Here is a 13,657-nt window from a genome sequence, read left to right as displayed (position 1 = left end):
TTTCTATAACATATCATTGAGCCATTCAAGGAAGGAGCTGTGGATATGTCTCTTGGATTCAGGGTTTCTGGCCGCATCGGCAAACCCGTCGCCGAAGTCTTCGATGCGGTCGTCAATCCGAAGAAACTTAGCGGCTACTTCACCACGATCGGCGGCGCCAGCGCACTGCTGGTGGCGGGCGCCACCGTCATCTGGTGGGGCAAGGTTCCCGTCGAGGTCGACGAGGTGAAGAAAGACAGCCGCATCGTGCTGCGCTGGGATGCCACCGACGCCGACGGCAAGCCAGCCTACAAGACTCGCATCGAGATGAATTTCGAGCCGCTCGACGATGGCGGCACCTTCGTCACCATCGCCGAAACCGGCTGGCACGAGGACGCGGTCGGCCTGAAGAAATCCTACCTCAATTGCGAGGGCTGGTCGCAGATGCTGGCCTGCATGAAGGCCTATGTCGAATACGGCATCAATCTGCGCGACGGCTATTACCGCAGCGAGATGAAGGGCGAGCCGGCCAACCAGAACAACATCTGAGAGCAAATGGAGTAAGAATGTCCGCGAAGATCACCGGCGGCATCAACATCGCGATGAAGGTCCCGCCGCATCAATACCAGGCAACGGTCGCCTTCTATCGCGACGTCATCGGCCTGAAGCCATTCACCGCCAAGCCGCCGGCCGTCGGCTTCGAACTCGGTCCCAATCGGCTGTGGATCGACGAGGCGCCGATGATGAGCCAGGCCGAGATCTGGCTGGAACTGTTCACCGATGACTTTCCGGCCGCTGCGGAGCATCTCGCCGAGGCCGGTGTCGTGCGCTGCGATGCCATCGAGGCACTGGGTGAAGGCTTTCGCGGCGGCTGGATCACCAACCCGACCAACATCATTCACCTGGTGCGCGAACCCGATGCCTGGTGAACAGGGCGGCGCCGTGGAAAGGAGGATGAAATGGAAATCCGCGAAACACCGACCGCCGAAGCCGGCATGCTGATAAGGCGGCCGGTCGCCGACGTATTCGAAGCCTTCGTCGATCCGGCGATCACGACGAAGTTCTGGTTCACCCATGGCAGCAACAGGCTGGACAGCGGCAACAAAGTTCGCTGGGAATGGCGCATGTATGGCGTCTCGACGACGGTCAATGTCAGTGAGATCGTCGATAACAAGAAGATCGTCATGCAATGGAGCGATCCGCCGACTACGGTGGTCTGGACTTTCGAGGAGATGCCGGGCAACACGACCTTTGTCGAGGTCCGCAATTTCGGCTTTGCCGGCAGCCCTGACGAGCAGGTCAAGCAGGCGATCGGCTCGACCGATGGCTTTGCGCTGGTGCTCGCCGGCGCCAAGGCGTGGCTGGAGCAAGGCCTGACGCTTGGCCTGATCGGCGACCGCCATCCGAAGGGTGTGCCGGGGAATTAGGTCAGCCGCGGTGGGCCATCCTCAGTGCCCGCCGCCTTTTGCCTTCTTCCGCCGCCGCGCCAGCATGTTGAGCCCTTCGACCAGTGCCGAAAAACCCATGGCGGCGTAGATGTAGCCTTTCGGCACGTGGTAACCCATGCCGTCGGCGATCAGCGTCGTGCCGATCATCAGCAGGAAGCCGAGGGCCAGCATGACGATGCTGGGGTTCCTGGCGATAAAGTCGGCCAGCGGCCCGGCCGCCAGCATCATCACGCTCACCGCCACGATCACCGCGATGTACATGATCGCGATTTCGTCGGTCATGCCGACGGCGGTGATGATCGAGTCGATCGAGAAGACGAGGTCGAGCAGCAATATCTGGAAAATCGCGCCGGCCAGCGAAAGCTGCAGCGTCTCGCCCATCATGGTGTCCTGGTGATCATCGAGATCAACCGTGTGGTGGATCTCCTTGGTCGCCTTCCAGACAAGAAACAGGCCGCCTGCGATCAGGATCAGGTCGCGCCATGAAAACCCGTGGCCGAAGGCGGTGAATATCGGCGTCGTCAGTTGGACGATGATCGAGATGGTGGCCAGCAGGATCAGCCGCATCACCAGCGCGGCGGATATGCCGAGCCGCCGGGCGCGGGCCCGCTGCGCTACCGGCAATTTGTTGGTCAAAATCGAGATGAAGATCAGATTGTCGATGCCGAGCACGACCTCCAGCACGACCAGAGTCAGCAGCGCGACCCATGCCGTCGGGTCGGAGACAAAGGCGAAATGCGGCGCCAGGAATTCGACTAGCTGCATGGAGGTCGTCCCCTCTACGATCTAGAGCAGTTTCGCCGGCAATTGGGTATTGCAAGCGTCCATATCAATGTCACGACCAGAAGGATGGCGCCGTTTCCTCCAGCCGCGGGCCGCGGCGAAACGGCGCGATCCGTTCGGTCAGGCCGCTACGGTCGGAAATGTCGACGCCGACGCCGCACAATGTCGCCGGTCCGGTCGACGCCTCGAAGCGGCCTTTCGGCACCTTGGACAAGAACCGGTTGAGCGGCTCCTCCTTGTCCATGCCGAGCGAGGAATCGTAATCGCCGCACATGCCGGCATCGGAAATATAACCGGTGCCGCCATTGAGGATCTGGTGATCGCCGGTCGGCTGATGCGTATGGGTGCCGACAACAAGGCTGGCACGGCCGTCGACGAAATGAGCGAAGCACATTTTTTCCGAGGTCGCCTCGGCATGGAAATCGATGACGATCGCATCGGCCTGCTCGCCAAGCGGACAAGCGGCAAGTTCGCGCTCGCCGGCCTGGAACGGATCGTCGAGCTCGGGATGCATGAACACCCGGCCCATGATGTTGGCGACCAGCACGCGCGCGCCGTTCCTGGCGATGTAGACGCCTGAGCCGCGCCCCGGCGTACCCTTGGGGAAATTGGACGGACGCAGGAAGCGCTCTTCGCGCGGCGCGAAAATCAGCGCATCGCGCTGGTCCCAGACATGGTTGCCGGTGGTGACGACATCGGCGCCGGCCGAGATCGTCTCGCGAAAAATTTCCTCGGTGATGCCGAAGCCGCCGGCGGCGTTCTCGCCATTGACGATGACGAAGTCGAGTTTGAAATCCGAGATCAGGCCGGGCAGTTGTTCCCACACCGCCGTACGTCCTGTCTTGCCGACCATGTCGCCGAGGAAGAGAAGTCTCATATAAGCGTGATCCCGAACCGAAGGTCAGCGAAGCAAAAAGCTGCATGACTTTCGGAAAAGACCATGCGTCCAGGAACTTATCTACAATTTCGGCGCGAACCGGCGCAACCCGCTCTCGGTGAGTATTTCCGGAATGATCACGTCATGCGGCTCGTCCGGCACCAGGGCCACCTCCTGGCAGTCGAAGGCAATGCCGATCAGCCGCGGCTGCTGCCCCTTGTCGGCCAGCCGCGCGATCGCCCGGTCATAATAGCCGGCGCCGTAACCGATGCGGTGGCCGCGCGCATCGAAGGCGGCAAGCGGCACCAGCATCATTTGGGGATCGAGCACCTCGGCTTCCTCATGCGGCCCGACGGTGCCGAAGCCCATGTCGATCATCGGCGCGCCGCGCACCAGTTCGCGAAAAACGATGGTGGTCTTGTTGAGGATGGCCGGCAGGCAGAGCCTTGCCCCCTTTTCGCGCAAGGCAAACATCAGCGGCCGGACGTCGACTTCCGAGCGCATCGGCCAGAAGCCTGAGACGATCTGGGCCGGCTCGACCGTGATCCGGTCGCGCGCCGTCTCGGCCATTTCGAGTGCTGCCTCCACCCGCCAGAAAGGATCGAGCGCGTCGCGGCGCCCGAGGGCTTGGTTGCGGAGAGTTTTTTTCAGGTCTTTTGGGGATGTCATGCGCCGACGTTAGAAAAGGTCAGATTTGGATGGAGTTTTACGAGCGACGTTTTGGAGGAGCGGGGCGAGCTTTCGTTCGTGAGAGCACCGCACAAAGCGGCGCGACGACAAGATCCGCCAGACATTGCCTTTTCGACAGGTGACGATCCACACAACCGGTGGAGAGAGCGATCCCGGGAACCTACAAAGTAGGTGGGCGCCGTATGAGAAAACCCACGGGTCTTCCCAGGGACAGCTCCCTAGGGATCATTAAGGCCCCGGGGAAAATGTTCTCCTGCCGGGAAGCGCAGACCGTCTCCGCCAATATAGGCAGACGGCAGACCAAGCGCCAGAGAGACGACATGTTTCGAGTCTTAAATCGACGCAGAACCGCTCGACGAGGGTCGCGCCGGCAAGATCCCCGCTTTGCCAGCAGCGCCTTGCACAGCGAAGGCCGCCTCCTTAGGGTCGCGCGATGAACCCGGGAGCAAAAATGCGTTTTGAAGGCACGGCAGCCTATGTCGCCGACAAGGATCTGATGGTGGCGGTCAACGCGGCGATCGCGCTCGAGCGGCCGTTGCTGGTCAAGGGCGAGCCCGGTACCGGCAAGACCGAACTTGCCCGCCAGGTGGCGGCGGCGCTCGGCATCGATCTGATCGAATGGCATGTCAAATCGACCACGCGGGCGCAGCAGGGCCTCTATGAATATGATGCCGTCTCGCGGCTGCGCGACAGCCAGCTCGGCGACGAGCGCTTCAACGACATCCGCAATTACATCAAGCGCGGCAAGCTGTGGGACGCCTTTGCTGCCGGCAAGAAAGTCGTGCTTCTGATCGACGAGATCGACAAGGCCGATATCGAGTTCCCCAACGATCTGTTGCAGGAACTGGATCGGATGGAGTTCTTCGTCTACGAGACCGGCGAGACCATCCGTGCCACAGTCCGGCCGATCGTCATCATCACCTCCAACAACGAAAAAGAGCTGCCGGACGCCTTCCTGCGCCGCTGCTTCTTCCACTACATCCGCTTTCCCGACGTCGAGACGCTGCACAAAATCGTCGACGTGCACTATCCCGGCATCAAGCAGAACCTGGTGCGCGCCGCACTCACGCAATTCTATGAAATCCGTGACGTGCCGGGCCTCAAGAAGAAGCCGTCGACCTCCGAGGCACTCGACTGGATCCGCCTGCTGGTCGCCGACGAGATCGCGCCCGAGGACCTGCGCGCCGACCCGAAGAACGTGCTGCCCAAGCTGCACGGCGCCTTGCTGAAGAACGAACAGGACGTGCATCTGTTCGAGCGCCTGGCCTTCATGGCGAGACGGCAGGGATGAGGGGCCGGTCGGCCGGAAGCCCACGAAGTCACCGGACAGCGCTTTCCCGGTGCTGGACCGTTGCCTCTAGCCGGGCACGGAGGCAGCTTCAGGTTGCCGACTTCAGAGGGAAACGAAATGACCGAGATCACCATCCGCCCATTGGCGCAATCTGACCACGCCGATTGGCGGCGTCTTTGGACCGCCTATCTCACCTTCTACGAAACCAAGCTGCCGGAAGAGGTTTACGCCGTCACCTGGAAGCGGCTGTTCACGGCGGGCGAGTTCGAGCCGAAAGGCTTCATCGCCACCCTCGACGGCAAGGCCGTCGGCCTGACGCACTATCTCTACCATCGCTCCTGCTGGTCGCAGATAAACAACTGCTATCTGCAGGACCTGTTCGCCGACCCCGATGTACGCGGCAAGGGCGTCGGCGCCGCCCTGATCGAAGCGGTCAAGCAGGAAGCCGGCAAGATCGGCGTCAAGAACGTCTACTGGATGACCCACGAAACCAACACCACGGCACGCAAGCTCTACGACCGCGTGGCGCGGCGGACCGGCTTCATCGAGTACGATCTGCTATGATGAAGCCAACGATTGAAATAATCACCTGTGCGCAATATATTGCGCATGATCAGGGGCGACAGTGCCGCTGATCGAGACCAACACGCGCAAGATTGTCACGAGGCTTTTACGTGACGGCTGGGTGAACGTAGGCGGCGGCAAACACGAGAAGTACGAGCATCCGGAAAGGCCGGAGATCATGATTATCGTGCCGCGGCATCGCGAACAATCTCTGGGTGTTGCGCGGTCGATCGCCCGGCTTGCTGGATGGATTTAAGGACGAATCATGACGCACTATGTCGGAATTCTTGACGGCGCAGATGAAGTCTGGGGAGTGCGGGTGCCTGATCTTCCCGGATGTCACGGCGGTGGCGCAAGTCCCGAAGAGGCGATAGCCGATGCGACTTCTGCCGTTCGCGAATGGGCAGAGACACGAATGGCGAAGAACTTGCCCTTGCCCGCGGCGCGCACTGTGGCAGATCTGCTCCGACTGGGCGAAGTCGATAGCGCTGCCGGTGAATCCGCCGTGATGATCCCTGTGCTGATCGATTCCGGACGGCCTGTCCGGGCCAATCTGTCGCTCGACGCAGGTCTTTTGGCGGCAATCGACGAAGAAGCGGGTCGGCGTGGTCTGACGCGTTCCGCCTTTATCGCCAGCGCCGCACGGGAGAAGATCGAGGGACACAGATAAAGTCGGACCATGTTCATCCCCTTCTTCCTCGAACTGAAGGCAGCGCGGGTTCCGGTCTCGCTCCGCGAATATCTGTCGCTGCTGGAGGGGCTGGAGGCCGGGCTGGTCGACTATGATGTCGAGGGCTTTTACTATCTCGCCCGCGCCGCTCTGGTGAAGGACGAGCGCCACATCGACCGCTTCGACCAGGTCTTTTCGCACATCTTCAAAGGTGTCGAGGCGCAGGCTGGCGAAAACGCGGTCGATGTCGCAAACATCCCGGAGGAATGGCTGCGGAGGCTCGCCGAAAAGCACCTGACCGACGAGGAGAAGAAGCTGATCGAGGCGCTGGGCGGCTTCGGAAAGCTGATGGAGACGCTGAAGAAGCGGTTGGAGGAGCAAAAGGGCCGGCATCAGGGCGGTTCGAAATGGATCGGCACCGGCGGCACCTCGCCGTTCGGCGCCTATGGCTACAATCCCGAAGGCGTGCGCATCGGCCAGCACGAAAGCCGCAACCGCCGCGCGGTAAAAGTCTGGGACAAACGCGAGTTCAGGAATTTCGACGATGCCGTCGAACTCGGCACCCGCAACATCAAGGTCGCGCTGAAGCGCTTGCGCCGCTGGGTGCGCGAAGGCGCCGAACAGGAATTCGACCTGCCCGGCACCATCCACGCCACCGCCGAGCACGGTTATCTTGACGTTAAGACACAACCCGAACGTCGCAATGCCGTGAAGCTGCTGATGTTCTTCGATGTCGGCGGCTCGATGGACGACCATGTCAGGAGTGTCGAGGAGCTGTTTTCGGCCGCGCGCGCCGAGTTCCGCCAGCTCGAATATTTCTATTTCCACAACTGCCTTTACGAGGGCGTGTGGAAGGACAATCGCCGCCGCCATGCCGAGGTGATTCCGACCTTCGATCTCCTCCATAAATATGGCCCCGACTACAAGGTGATCGTCGTCGGCGACGCCTCGATGAGCCCCTATGAGATCGCTCAACCCGGCGGCTCGGTCGAGCATTGGAACAAGGAGGCCGGCGCCGTCTGGCTCGGCAGGCTGCTGCAGCAATGGCCGAACGCCATTTGGCTCAATCCGGAAGACGCGAAGAACTGGGGTTTTACCCATTCGATTGCCATGATCCGCGATATTTTTGGCGGCCGCATGTTTCCGCTGACGCTCGCCGGCCTCGAAGCCGCGACGAAGCAACTTTCAAGGAAGCACTGAATGGATCCACGCAAAACAGGACGGTCGACCTGTTTCCTTTGCCTGCAATGCGGTGTCCAGTTCGCGGCGACAGCGACGCCGCCGCGACATTGCCCGATCTGCGAGGACGAGCGGCAATATGTGCGCTGGGAAGGTCAGGCCTGGACCACGCCGGAAGAGCTCGCCGCCGGCCATCGGGTCGTGATCAAGGATGATGCCGGCGTGCTCGCCTTCGGCATCGAGCCACGCTTCGCTATCGGCCAGCGCGCATTGCTGGCGCAAACGCCGCACGGCAATGTGCTGTGGGACTGCATCTCGATGGTCAGCGACGAGGCGGTGGCCGAGATCAACCGCCGGGGCGGCCTGACCGCCATCGCCATTTCGCACTGCCATTATTATTCGGCAATGGTCGAATGGAGCGGGGCGTTTGGCGGCGTGCCGATTTATCTGCACGCCGATGATCGTCAGTGGATCATGCGGCCGCATCCGGCAATCATCAGTTGGGAAGGCGAGATGCGCGCCATAAACCCGTCGCTGACGCTCATCCGCTGCGGCGGCCACTTTGCCGGTGGCCAGGTACTGCACTGGAAGCGCGACCGCGGCAATGCCATCCTGGCCGGCGACATCCTGCAGGTGACGCCGACCCGCCGTCATGTAAGCTTCATGTACAGCTATCCGAACTATATCCCGCTCAACGCGACGAAAGTGCACGGCATCAAGGCCGCGCTGGAGCCTTTCGCGTTCGACCATATCTACGGCGCATGGTGGAACCAGAACGTCATCGGAGACGCAAAGGCGGCATTTTCAGCATCGGTTGCGCGCTATCTCGCCGCCATCGCCTGAGGGATTCTTCGCGGCAGGATAGGAAATACGAGCAAACGCCGTAACAAATGCCTATTTCAGACGAAGTTGCGAAGGCAACCCAAATAGCGACATAAGCTAAGAGGAAAAAATGGACAGCCACACCTACCCCGTTACCCGCACCGATGCCGAATGGCGCGCCCGGCTGACGCCCGAGCAATATGCGGTGATGCGCAACCACGGCACCGAGCGGCCGGGAAGCTGCGCCCTGCTGCACGAGAAGCGCGCCGGCACCTTCTCCTGCGTCGGCTGCGACCAGCCCTTGTTTGAATCCAAGCTGAAATTCGAGAGCGGCACCGGCTGGCCGAGCTTCAACGACCCAGTGCCGGGTTCGGTCGAGACCACCGTCGACCGCAGCTACGGCATGGTCCGCACCGAATGCCATTGCGCCCGCTGCGGCAGCCATCTCGGCCACGTCTTCGAGGACGGCCCGCCGCCGACGGGTCTGCGCTATTGCATCAACGGCGTGGCGCTCAAATTCGAGCCGGCCGCCTGATCGTCAGGCCACAACCACCAGGATCAGCCACAACGTGGCGCCAAGCGTCATCAGCGAGGCCATGACGCCACTCGATTTTCCGGCAGTTCGCCAAACGGCAAAGGTCAGGAAGATATTGTAGGGCACCGGCGCGAAATGCACCGCCAGGACGAGCGCAAGCGGCAGCTTCAATCCTAGCAGAATGAGCGCCCCCACCGACGACGCGACGTTGATCGCTGTGCCGACAACGACCAGGTCGCGCCAGAACAGCCGATCGAGCGGCACGCCGCCGAACCAGCGTGAGCGGAAGAAGGCGGCAACGCGCGACATGATCGTCATCGATCGATCGGCTCCCTGGCTGCTCACCAGAGCAACCCTTCCACAAGGATTGCGTCTGGAAACCCTGCTTTATTCCTGACCCAGAACTTCGGCAATCGCGCGCTCGAAACGTGAGGCTTCCGTCACCAGCCAGTCGGTCATCGCCGGCCAATTGTCCTCGGCAAAACAATTCACCCGCCACATCGAATTGATGCCGAGGCCGTCGCAACTTTGTTCTGGCCTGAGCTTCAGCCTGTCTTCGATGGCCGGCTGGAACGGCTTCAACCGCGACCAGGCTTGCGTGGCACCGAACTTCTCGTTGCGGCCGAAGAAGACGCCGACATGATTGTGCGCAGGCGCGACATACATGGAAAGGACCAATGCGAAATCGGGCAGCCCACGCTGCCAGAACCACGGTCCGCGCCTCGCCAACAGAGCCCTTTCATCCGGATGCCGTTCCGCGAACAGCGTCCAGAAGCTGCGTTGGCGGAATTCAGAGGCGCGGCGGGCGCCAAAATCGAATTCGCTCATGGCTGGAATCCATGGTCAGAACCGCTTCTCCCGCGATCGTCTCCGGCGCCGAGGCCGGCCTTTACACCATGCCGAGCGCAGCCTTGTACAGATCGAGGATGGATTCCTCTTCCTGCCGCTCGGCCTGGTCCTTCTTGCGCAGCCGGATGATCGACCGCATCGCCTTGGTGTCGAATCCGGTGCCCTTGGCCTCGGCGAACACTTCCTTGATGTCGTCGGCAATCGTCTTCTTCTCTTCCTCGAGCCGCTCGATTCGTTCGATGAAGGCGCGCAGCTGGCCGGCGGCAACAGTCTGGCTGGTCTCGGTGATGTCGTCGGCCATATTCTTCTCTCCGCGTCGTTTCTCGCCGCGACTCGGGGTGACCCGAGCGGGCGAATTGCAGCGGTTCGATGCCCGACCGGGCGCGGCGGGTCAAGGTACTATCGATGCGGCATGAAGGGCTGCTGCCAGGCGCCGACAAGTCTCTCTGATGCCGGCCTGTTTCACCCGAACGCGATCAGCAGATCCTTGGCATCGATCTGGTCGCCGGCCTTGACCAGCACCTCGGCTATGGTGCCGTCGCGTTCGGCATGCAACGCCGTTTCCATCTTCATCGCTTCGATCGACAGCAGCACGTCGCCGGCCTTCACCGCCTGGCCGGCAGCGACCGCAAGCGCCGAGACGACGCCAGGCATCGGCGCGCCGACATGCGCCTCATTGCCCGGCTCCGCCTTGCGCCGTGCCTTGGCAGCGGACGCGCCATGCGCCCGGTCCGGCACCTTCACCCGGCGCGGCTGCCCGTTGAGCTCGAAGAACACGGTGACCATGCCCTTTTCGTCGACATCGCCGATGGCAAGGCAGCGCACCACCAGCGTCTTGCCTTTTTCGATGTCGACGAAAATCTCGTCTTCCGGCTTCATGCCGTAGAAATAGGTCGGCGTCGGCAGCACGCTGACCGGCCCGTAGGTCTCCTGCGCGGCGGCAAAATCGGAAAACACCTTCGGATACATCAGCCACGACGCGAACTCGAACTCGCTGAGCTTGCGCTCGAGCTTTTCCTCGACCTCCGCGCGACTGGCCTTGAGGTCCGCCGGTTTGAGCAGCGAACCCGGCCGCACCGTGATCGGCTTTTCGCCCTTCAGCACCTTCTTCTGCAATGGCTTTGGCCAGCCGCCCGGCGACTGGCCGAGATCGCCGCGCAACATCGACACCACCGAATCCGGGAAGGCGATGTCCCTCGCCGGATTCTCGACGTCGGCGACGGTCAGGTCCTGGCTCACCATCATCAGCGCCATGTCGCCGACGACCTTGGACGACGGCGTCACCTTGACGATGTCGCCGAACATCAGATTGACGTCGTGATAGGTCTGCGCCACTTCGTGCCAGCGTGTCTCCAGCCCGAGCGAGCGCGCCTGTTCCTTGAGGTTGGTGAACTGACCGCCCGGCATTTCGTGCAGATAGACCTCCGATGCCGGCCCCTTCAGGTCGCTTTCGAAGGCTAAATACTGGTTGCGCACCGCCTCCCAGTAGAACGAGATGTTCCTGATCCACTGCGGGTCGAGGCCCGGATCGCGCTCGGTGCCCTTCAGCGCCTCCACGATCGAACCGAGGCACGGCTGCGAGGTGTTGCCCGATAGCGAATCCATCGCCGCGTCGATGGCGTCGACGCCGCTCTCCACCGCCGCCAGCACGGTTGCCGCCGACAGGCCGGATGTGTCGTGGGTGTGGAAGTGGATCGGCAGGTCCGTCGCCTCGCGCAGTGCCTTGAACAGCGCGCGGGCAGCGCTCGGCTTTAGAAGCCCAGCCATGTCCTTGACGGCGATGATATGGGCGCCTGCCGCCTGCAATTCCCTGGCCAGGCCGACATAGTATTTCAGATCGTATTTCGCCCGCGCCGGATCGAGTATGTCGCCGGTATAACAGATCGCCGCTTCGATCAGTCTGCCCTCGGCGCCGACCGCATCCATGGCCACGCGCATGTTCTCGACCCAGTTCAGGCAGTCGAAGACCCGGAACAGGTCGATGCCGCCGGCAGCGGCCTGGCGGACGAAATGCTGGACGACATTGTCGGGATAGTTGGTATAGCCGACGCCGTTGGCACCGCGCAGGAGCATCTGCAGCAGAAGGTTGGGTGCTGCCTCGCGCACCAGCGACAGCCGCTCCCATGGGTCTTCGGTGAGAAAGCGCATGGCGACGTCGAATGTGGCGCCGCCCCAGCATTCGAGCGACAAAAGCTGCGGCAGAGCACGCGCATAGGTGCCGGCAATTCCGGCAATGTCATAGGTGCGCACACGCGTCGCGAGCAAGGATTGATGCCCGTCGCGCATTGTCGTGTCGGTGACCAGCACCTCTTTTTGCTCGCGCATCCACGCGGCGAATTTCTCCGGCCCGAGCACGTCGAGCTTCTGCTTGCTGGCTTGAGGCACATTGCCGTTGAGATATGGCACTACCGGTGGCGCCGCATCGGCCTTTGGCTGCGGCCGGCCGCGCGTCTCGGGATGACCATTGACCGAAACGTCGGCAAGGTAGTTGAGCAGCTTGGTCGCGCGGTCCTGCCGCTTCACACTGGCGAACAGTTCCGGCGTCGTGTCGATGAACTTGGTGGTGTAGGAATTGTCGGCGAAGCTCCGGTGATTGATGATCGCCTCGAGGAACGTGAGGTTGGTCGCCACGCCGCGGATGCGGAATTCGCGCAGCGCCCGGTTCATGCGGGCGATGGTCTCGGCCGGCGTCGGCGCCCACGCCGTTACCTTTTCCAGCAGCGGATCGTAGAAGCGGGTGATGACCGCGCCCGAATAGGCGGTGCCGCCATCAAGGCGGATACCGAAGCCGGTGGCACCGCGATAGGCGGTGATGCGGCCATAGTCGGGGATGAAATTATGCTCGGGATCTTCCGTGGTGATGCGGCACTGCAGCGCGTGGCCGTTGAGTCTGATGTCCTTCTGCGCCGGAACGCCCGATTCCGCCGTGCCGATGGCAAAGCCGTCGAGGATATGGATCTGCGCCTTGACGATGTCGATGCCGGTCACCTGTTCGGTGACCGTGTGCTCGACCTGGATACGCGGATTGACCTCGATGAAGTAGAATTTTCCGGTATCAGCATCCTGCAGGAACTCGACCGTGCCGGCGCCGATATAGCTGGTTTCGCGCGCGATCCTCAGCGCGTAGCCGCAAAGCTCCTCGCGCTGTGACATTTCGAGGTAGGGCGCCGGCGCCCGCTCGACCACTTTCTGGTTGCGGCGCTGGATCGAACAATCGCGCTCGAACAGGTGCAAGGCGTTGCCATGAGTGTCGCCCAGCACCTGCACCTCGACATGGCGTGCGCGCTCGATCAGCTTTTCGAGATAGACCTCGTCCTTGCCGAAAGCCGCCTTCGCCTCACGCTTGCCTTCCATGACCTCGCGCGCGAGATCGGCCTCGGAGCGGATGGCGCGCATGCCGCGGCCGCCGCCGCCCCAGGATGCCTTGAGCATCACCGGGTAGCCGATCGTCTTGGCGAGTTCCTTTATCGCCGCCATGTCGTCCGGCAAGGGATCGGTGGCGGGAATTACCGGCACGCCGACTTCGATCGCGAGGTTGCGAGCGGCGACCTTGTTGCCTAGCCTGCGCATCGTATCCGGCTTTGGCCCGATGAAGATGATGCCGGCCGTGGCGCAGGCCTCGGCGAATTCCGGGCTTTCCGACAGCAGGCCGTAGCCTGGATGGATGGCATCGGCGCCCGATAGCCTGGCGACGCGGATAACCTCCTCGATCGACAGATAGCTTTCTATCGGCCCCATGTCCCTGGCCAAATGCGGCCCGCGCCCGACCTGGTAGCTTTCGTCGGCCTTGAAGCGATGCAGGGAGTATTTGTCCTCCTCTGCCCAGATCGCCACGGTTTTGAGGCCGAGCTCATTGGCCGCGCGGAAGACGCGGATGGCTATTTCGGAGCGGTTGGCGACAAGGATCTTCGAGATTGCCAAGGACAGGGCTCCGGACGCGGGAAAGGGAACTGCTGGACATGATTAGCGC

At 62.1% G+C, this 13,657-nt stretch carries 17 protein-coding genes and 1 other RNA gene; 10 read left to right on the top strand and 8 right to left on the bottom strand.

What is annotated here, in order from left to right; translation table 11 throughout:
* Positions 1–45 precede the first annotated feature (45 nt).
* From NKH28_RS13305 to NKH28_RS13295, 3 genes are read left to right on the top strand one after another with little or no spacing between them, the layout of a single operon-like run.
* Positions 46–528, top strand: a complete 483-nt coding sequence (locus tag NKH28_RS13305) for an SRPBCC domain-containing protein (RefSeq protein ID WP_352613345.1) — start codon at positions 46–48, stop codon at positions 526–528.
* Between the two features lie 17 nt (positions 529–545).
* Positions 546–908, top strand: coding sequence for a VOC family protein (locus NKH28_RS13300; protein ID WP_352683335.1), 363 nt, complete (start codon positions 546–548; stop codon positions 906–908).
* A gap of 30 nt (positions 909–938) precedes the next feature.
* Complete coding sequence (locus NKH28_RS13295; RefSeq protein WP_352683333.1) at positions 939–1,406, top strand: SRPBCC family protein; 468 nt, start codon at positions 939–941, stop codon at positions 1,404–1,406.
* Between the two features lie 21 nt (positions 1,407–1,427).
* Here NKH28_RS13295 and NKH28_RS13290 read toward each other — a convergent pair whose 3' ends face one another.
* The 4 genes from NKH28_RS13290 to ssrS form a co-directional block, all read right to left on the bottom strand.
* The gene (locus NKH28_RS13290) at positions 1,428–2,192 is read right to left on the bottom strand and encodes a TerC family protein (RefSeq protein ID WP_352471227.1); all 765 of its coding nucleotides are present in this window, start codon (positions 2,190–2,192) and stop codon (positions 1,428–1,430) included.
* 70 nt (positions 2,193–2,262) lie between these two features.
* Positions 2,263–3,087: a TIGR00282 family metallophosphoesterase gene (locus NKH28_RS13285; protein ID WP_023678036.1), complete on the bottom strand. Its 825-nt coding sequence runs from the start codon at positions 3,085–3,087 to the stop codon at positions 2,263–2,265.
* 81 nt (positions 3,088–3,168) lie between these two features.
* Entirely contained in the window at positions 3,169–3,756 is a 588-nt protein-coding gene (locus NKH28_RS13280; protein ID WP_352450855.1) for a 5-formyltetrahydrofolate cyclo-ligase, read from the bottom strand.
* A 140-nt stretch (positions 3,757–3,896) separates the two neighbouring features.
* Positions 3,897–4,052: non-coding RNA, 6S RNA (gene ssrS / locus NKH28_RS13275), on the bottom strand.
* Between the two features lie 176 nt (positions 4,053–4,228).
* Here ssrS and NKH28_RS13270 point away from each other — a divergent pair.
* The 7 genes from NKH28_RS13270 to msrB all read left to right on the top strand — a co-directional run bounded on the left by NKH28_RS13270 (position 4,229) and on the right by msrB (position 8,838).
* A complete protein-coding gene (locus tag NKH28_RS13270; protein WP_352540325.1) occupies positions 4,229–5,068 on the top strand; it encodes an AAA family ATPase in 840 nt (279 codons plus the stop codon).
* 117 nt (positions 5,069–5,185) lie between these two features.
* Entirely contained in the window at positions 5,186–5,632 is a 447-nt protein-coding gene (locus tag NKH28_RS13265; RefSeq protein ID WP_352979142.1) for a GNAT family N-acetyltransferase, read from the top strand.
* Between the two features lie 61 nt (positions 5,633–5,693).
* The gene (locus NKH28_RS13260) at positions 5,694–5,888 is read left to right on the top strand and encodes a type II toxin-antitoxin system HicA family toxin (RefSeq protein WP_126104508.1); all 195 of its coding nucleotides are present in this window, start codon (positions 5,694–5,696) and stop codon (positions 5,886–5,888) included.
* Positions 5,889–5,897: 9 nt separating this feature from the next.
* Positions 5,898–6,302 carry a type II toxin-antitoxin system HicB family antitoxin gene (locus tag NKH28_RS13255; protein WP_254816428.1) on the top strand — a complete coding sequence of 135 codons (405 nt, stop codon included), beginning with the start codon at positions 5,898–5,900 and terminating at the stop codon, positions 6,300–6,302.
* A 9-nt stretch (positions 6,303–6,311) separates the two neighbouring features.
* The gene (locus NKH28_RS13250) at positions 6,312–7,502 is read left to right on the top strand and encodes a vWA domain-containing protein (protein WP_352979140.1); all 1,191 of its coding nucleotides are present in this window, start codon (positions 6,312–6,314) and stop codon (positions 7,500–7,502) included.
* Positions 7,503–8,324, top strand: coding sequence for an MBL fold metallo-hydrolase (locus tag NKH28_RS13245; protein WP_352979138.1), 822 nt, complete (start codon positions 7,503–7,505; stop codon positions 8,322–8,324).
* A gap of 109 nt (positions 8,325–8,433) precedes the next feature.
* On the top strand, positions 8,434–8,838 hold the full coding sequence (gene msrB, locus NKH28_RS13240; protein WP_027152870.1) for a peptide-methionine (R)-S-oxide reductase MsrB: 405 nt from the start codon (positions 8,434–8,436) through the stop codon (positions 8,836–8,838).
* A gap of 3 nt (positions 8,839–8,841) precedes the next feature.
* Here msrB and NKH28_RS13235 read toward each other — a convergent pair whose 3' ends face one another.
* From NKH28_RS13235 to pyc, 4 genes are all read right to left on the bottom strand, one after another.
* Positions 8,842–9,147: a hypothetical protein gene (locus tag NKH28_RS13235; RefSeq protein ID WP_352613554.1), complete on the bottom strand. Its 306-nt coding sequence runs from the start codon at positions 9,145–9,147 to the stop codon at positions 8,842–8,844.
* A 78-nt stretch (positions 9,148–9,225) separates the two neighbouring features.
* Positions 9,226–9,666, bottom strand: coding sequence for a hypothetical protein (locus tag NKH28_RS13230; protein WP_292658543.1), 441 nt, complete (start codon positions 9,664–9,666; stop codon positions 9,226–9,228).
* A 61-nt stretch (positions 9,667–9,727) separates the two neighbouring features.
* Complete coding sequence (locus NKH28_RS13225) at positions 9,728–9,988, bottom strand: DUF2312 domain-containing protein (RefSeq protein WP_023719653.1); 261 nt, start codon at positions 9,986–9,988, stop codon at positions 9,728–9,730.
* 161 nt (positions 9,989–10,149) lie between these two features.
* Positions 10,150–13,608, bottom strand: a complete 3,459-nt coding sequence (pyc, locus tag NKH28_RS13220) for a pyruvate carboxylase (RefSeq protein WP_352979136.1) — start codon at positions 13,606–13,608, stop codon at positions 10,150–10,152.
* Positions 13,609–13,657 lie beyond the last annotated feature (49 nt).

Source organism: Mesorhizobium sp. M1227 (assembly GCF_040318315.1).
Classification (GTDB): domain Bacteria; phylum Pseudomonadota; class Alphaproteobacteria; order Rhizobiales; family Rhizobiaceae; genus Mesorhizobium.
Note: the sequence above shows the minus strand (reverse complement) of the source record. Positions and strands in the feature narration are given on the sequence as shown.

Excerpts from the sequence above, each read along its gene's own strand:
- NKH28_RS13270 (WP_352540325.1), top strand. The coding sequence starts at position 4,229 with ATGCGTTTTGAAGGCACGGCAGCCTATGTCGCCGACAAGGATCTGATG.
- NKH28_RS13245 (WP_352979138.1), top strand. The coding sequence starts at position 7,503 with ATGGATCCACGCAAAACAGGACGGTCGACCTGTTTCCTTTGCCTGCAA.
- NKH28_RS13280 (WP_352450855.1), bottom strand. The coding sequence starts at position 3,756 with ATGACATCCCCAAAAGACCTGAAAAAAACTCTCCGCAACCAAGCCCTC.
- msrB (WP_027152870.1), top strand. The coding sequence starts at position 8,434 with ATGGACAGCCACACCTACCCCGTTACCCGCACCGATGCCGAATGGCGC.
- NKH28_RS13235 (WP_352613554.1), bottom strand. The coding sequence starts at position 9,147 with ATGTCGCGCGTTGCCGCCTTCTTCCGCTCACGCTGGTTCGGCGGCGTG.
- NKH28_RS13250 (WP_352979140.1), top strand. The coding sequence starts at position 6,312 with ATGTTCATCCCCTTCTTCCTCGAACTGAAGGCAGCGCGGGTTCCGGTC.
- NKH28_RS13285 (WP_023678036.1), bottom strand. The coding sequence starts at position 3,087 with ATGAGACTTCTCTTCCTCGGCGACATGGTCGGCAAGACAGGACGTACG.
- NKH28_RS13290 (WP_352471227.1), bottom strand. The coding sequence starts at position 2,192 with ATGCAGCTAGTCGAATTCCTGGCGCCGCATTTCGCCTTTGTCTCCGAC.
- NKH28_RS13265 (WP_352979142.1), top strand. The coding sequence starts at position 5,186 with ATGACCGAGATCACCATCCGCCCATTGGCGCAATCTGACCACGCCGAT.
- NKH28_RS13255 (WP_254816428.1), top strand. The coding sequence starts at position 5,898 with ATGACGCACTATGTCGGAATTCTTGACGGCGCAGATGAAGTCTGGGGA.
- NKH28_RS13295 (WP_352683333.1), top strand. The coding sequence starts at position 939 with ATGGAAATCCGCGAAACACCGACCGCCGAAGCCGGCATGCTGATAAGG.
- NKH28_RS13225 (WP_023719653.1), bottom strand. The coding sequence starts at position 9,988 with ATGGCCGACGACATCACCGAGACCAGCCAGACTGTTGCCGCCGGCCAG.
- NKH28_RS13305 (WP_352613345.1), top strand. The coding sequence starts at position 46 with ATGTCTCTTGGATTCAGGGTTTCTGGCCGCATCGGCAAACCCGTCGCC.
- NKH28_RS13300 (WP_352683335.1), top strand. The coding sequence starts at position 546 with ATGTCCGCGAAGATCACCGGCGGCATCAACATCGCGATGAAGGTCCCG.
- NKH28_RS13230 (WP_292658543.1), bottom strand. The coding sequence starts at position 9,666 with ATGAGCGAATTCGATTTTGGCGCCCGCCGCGCCTCTGAATTCCGCCAA.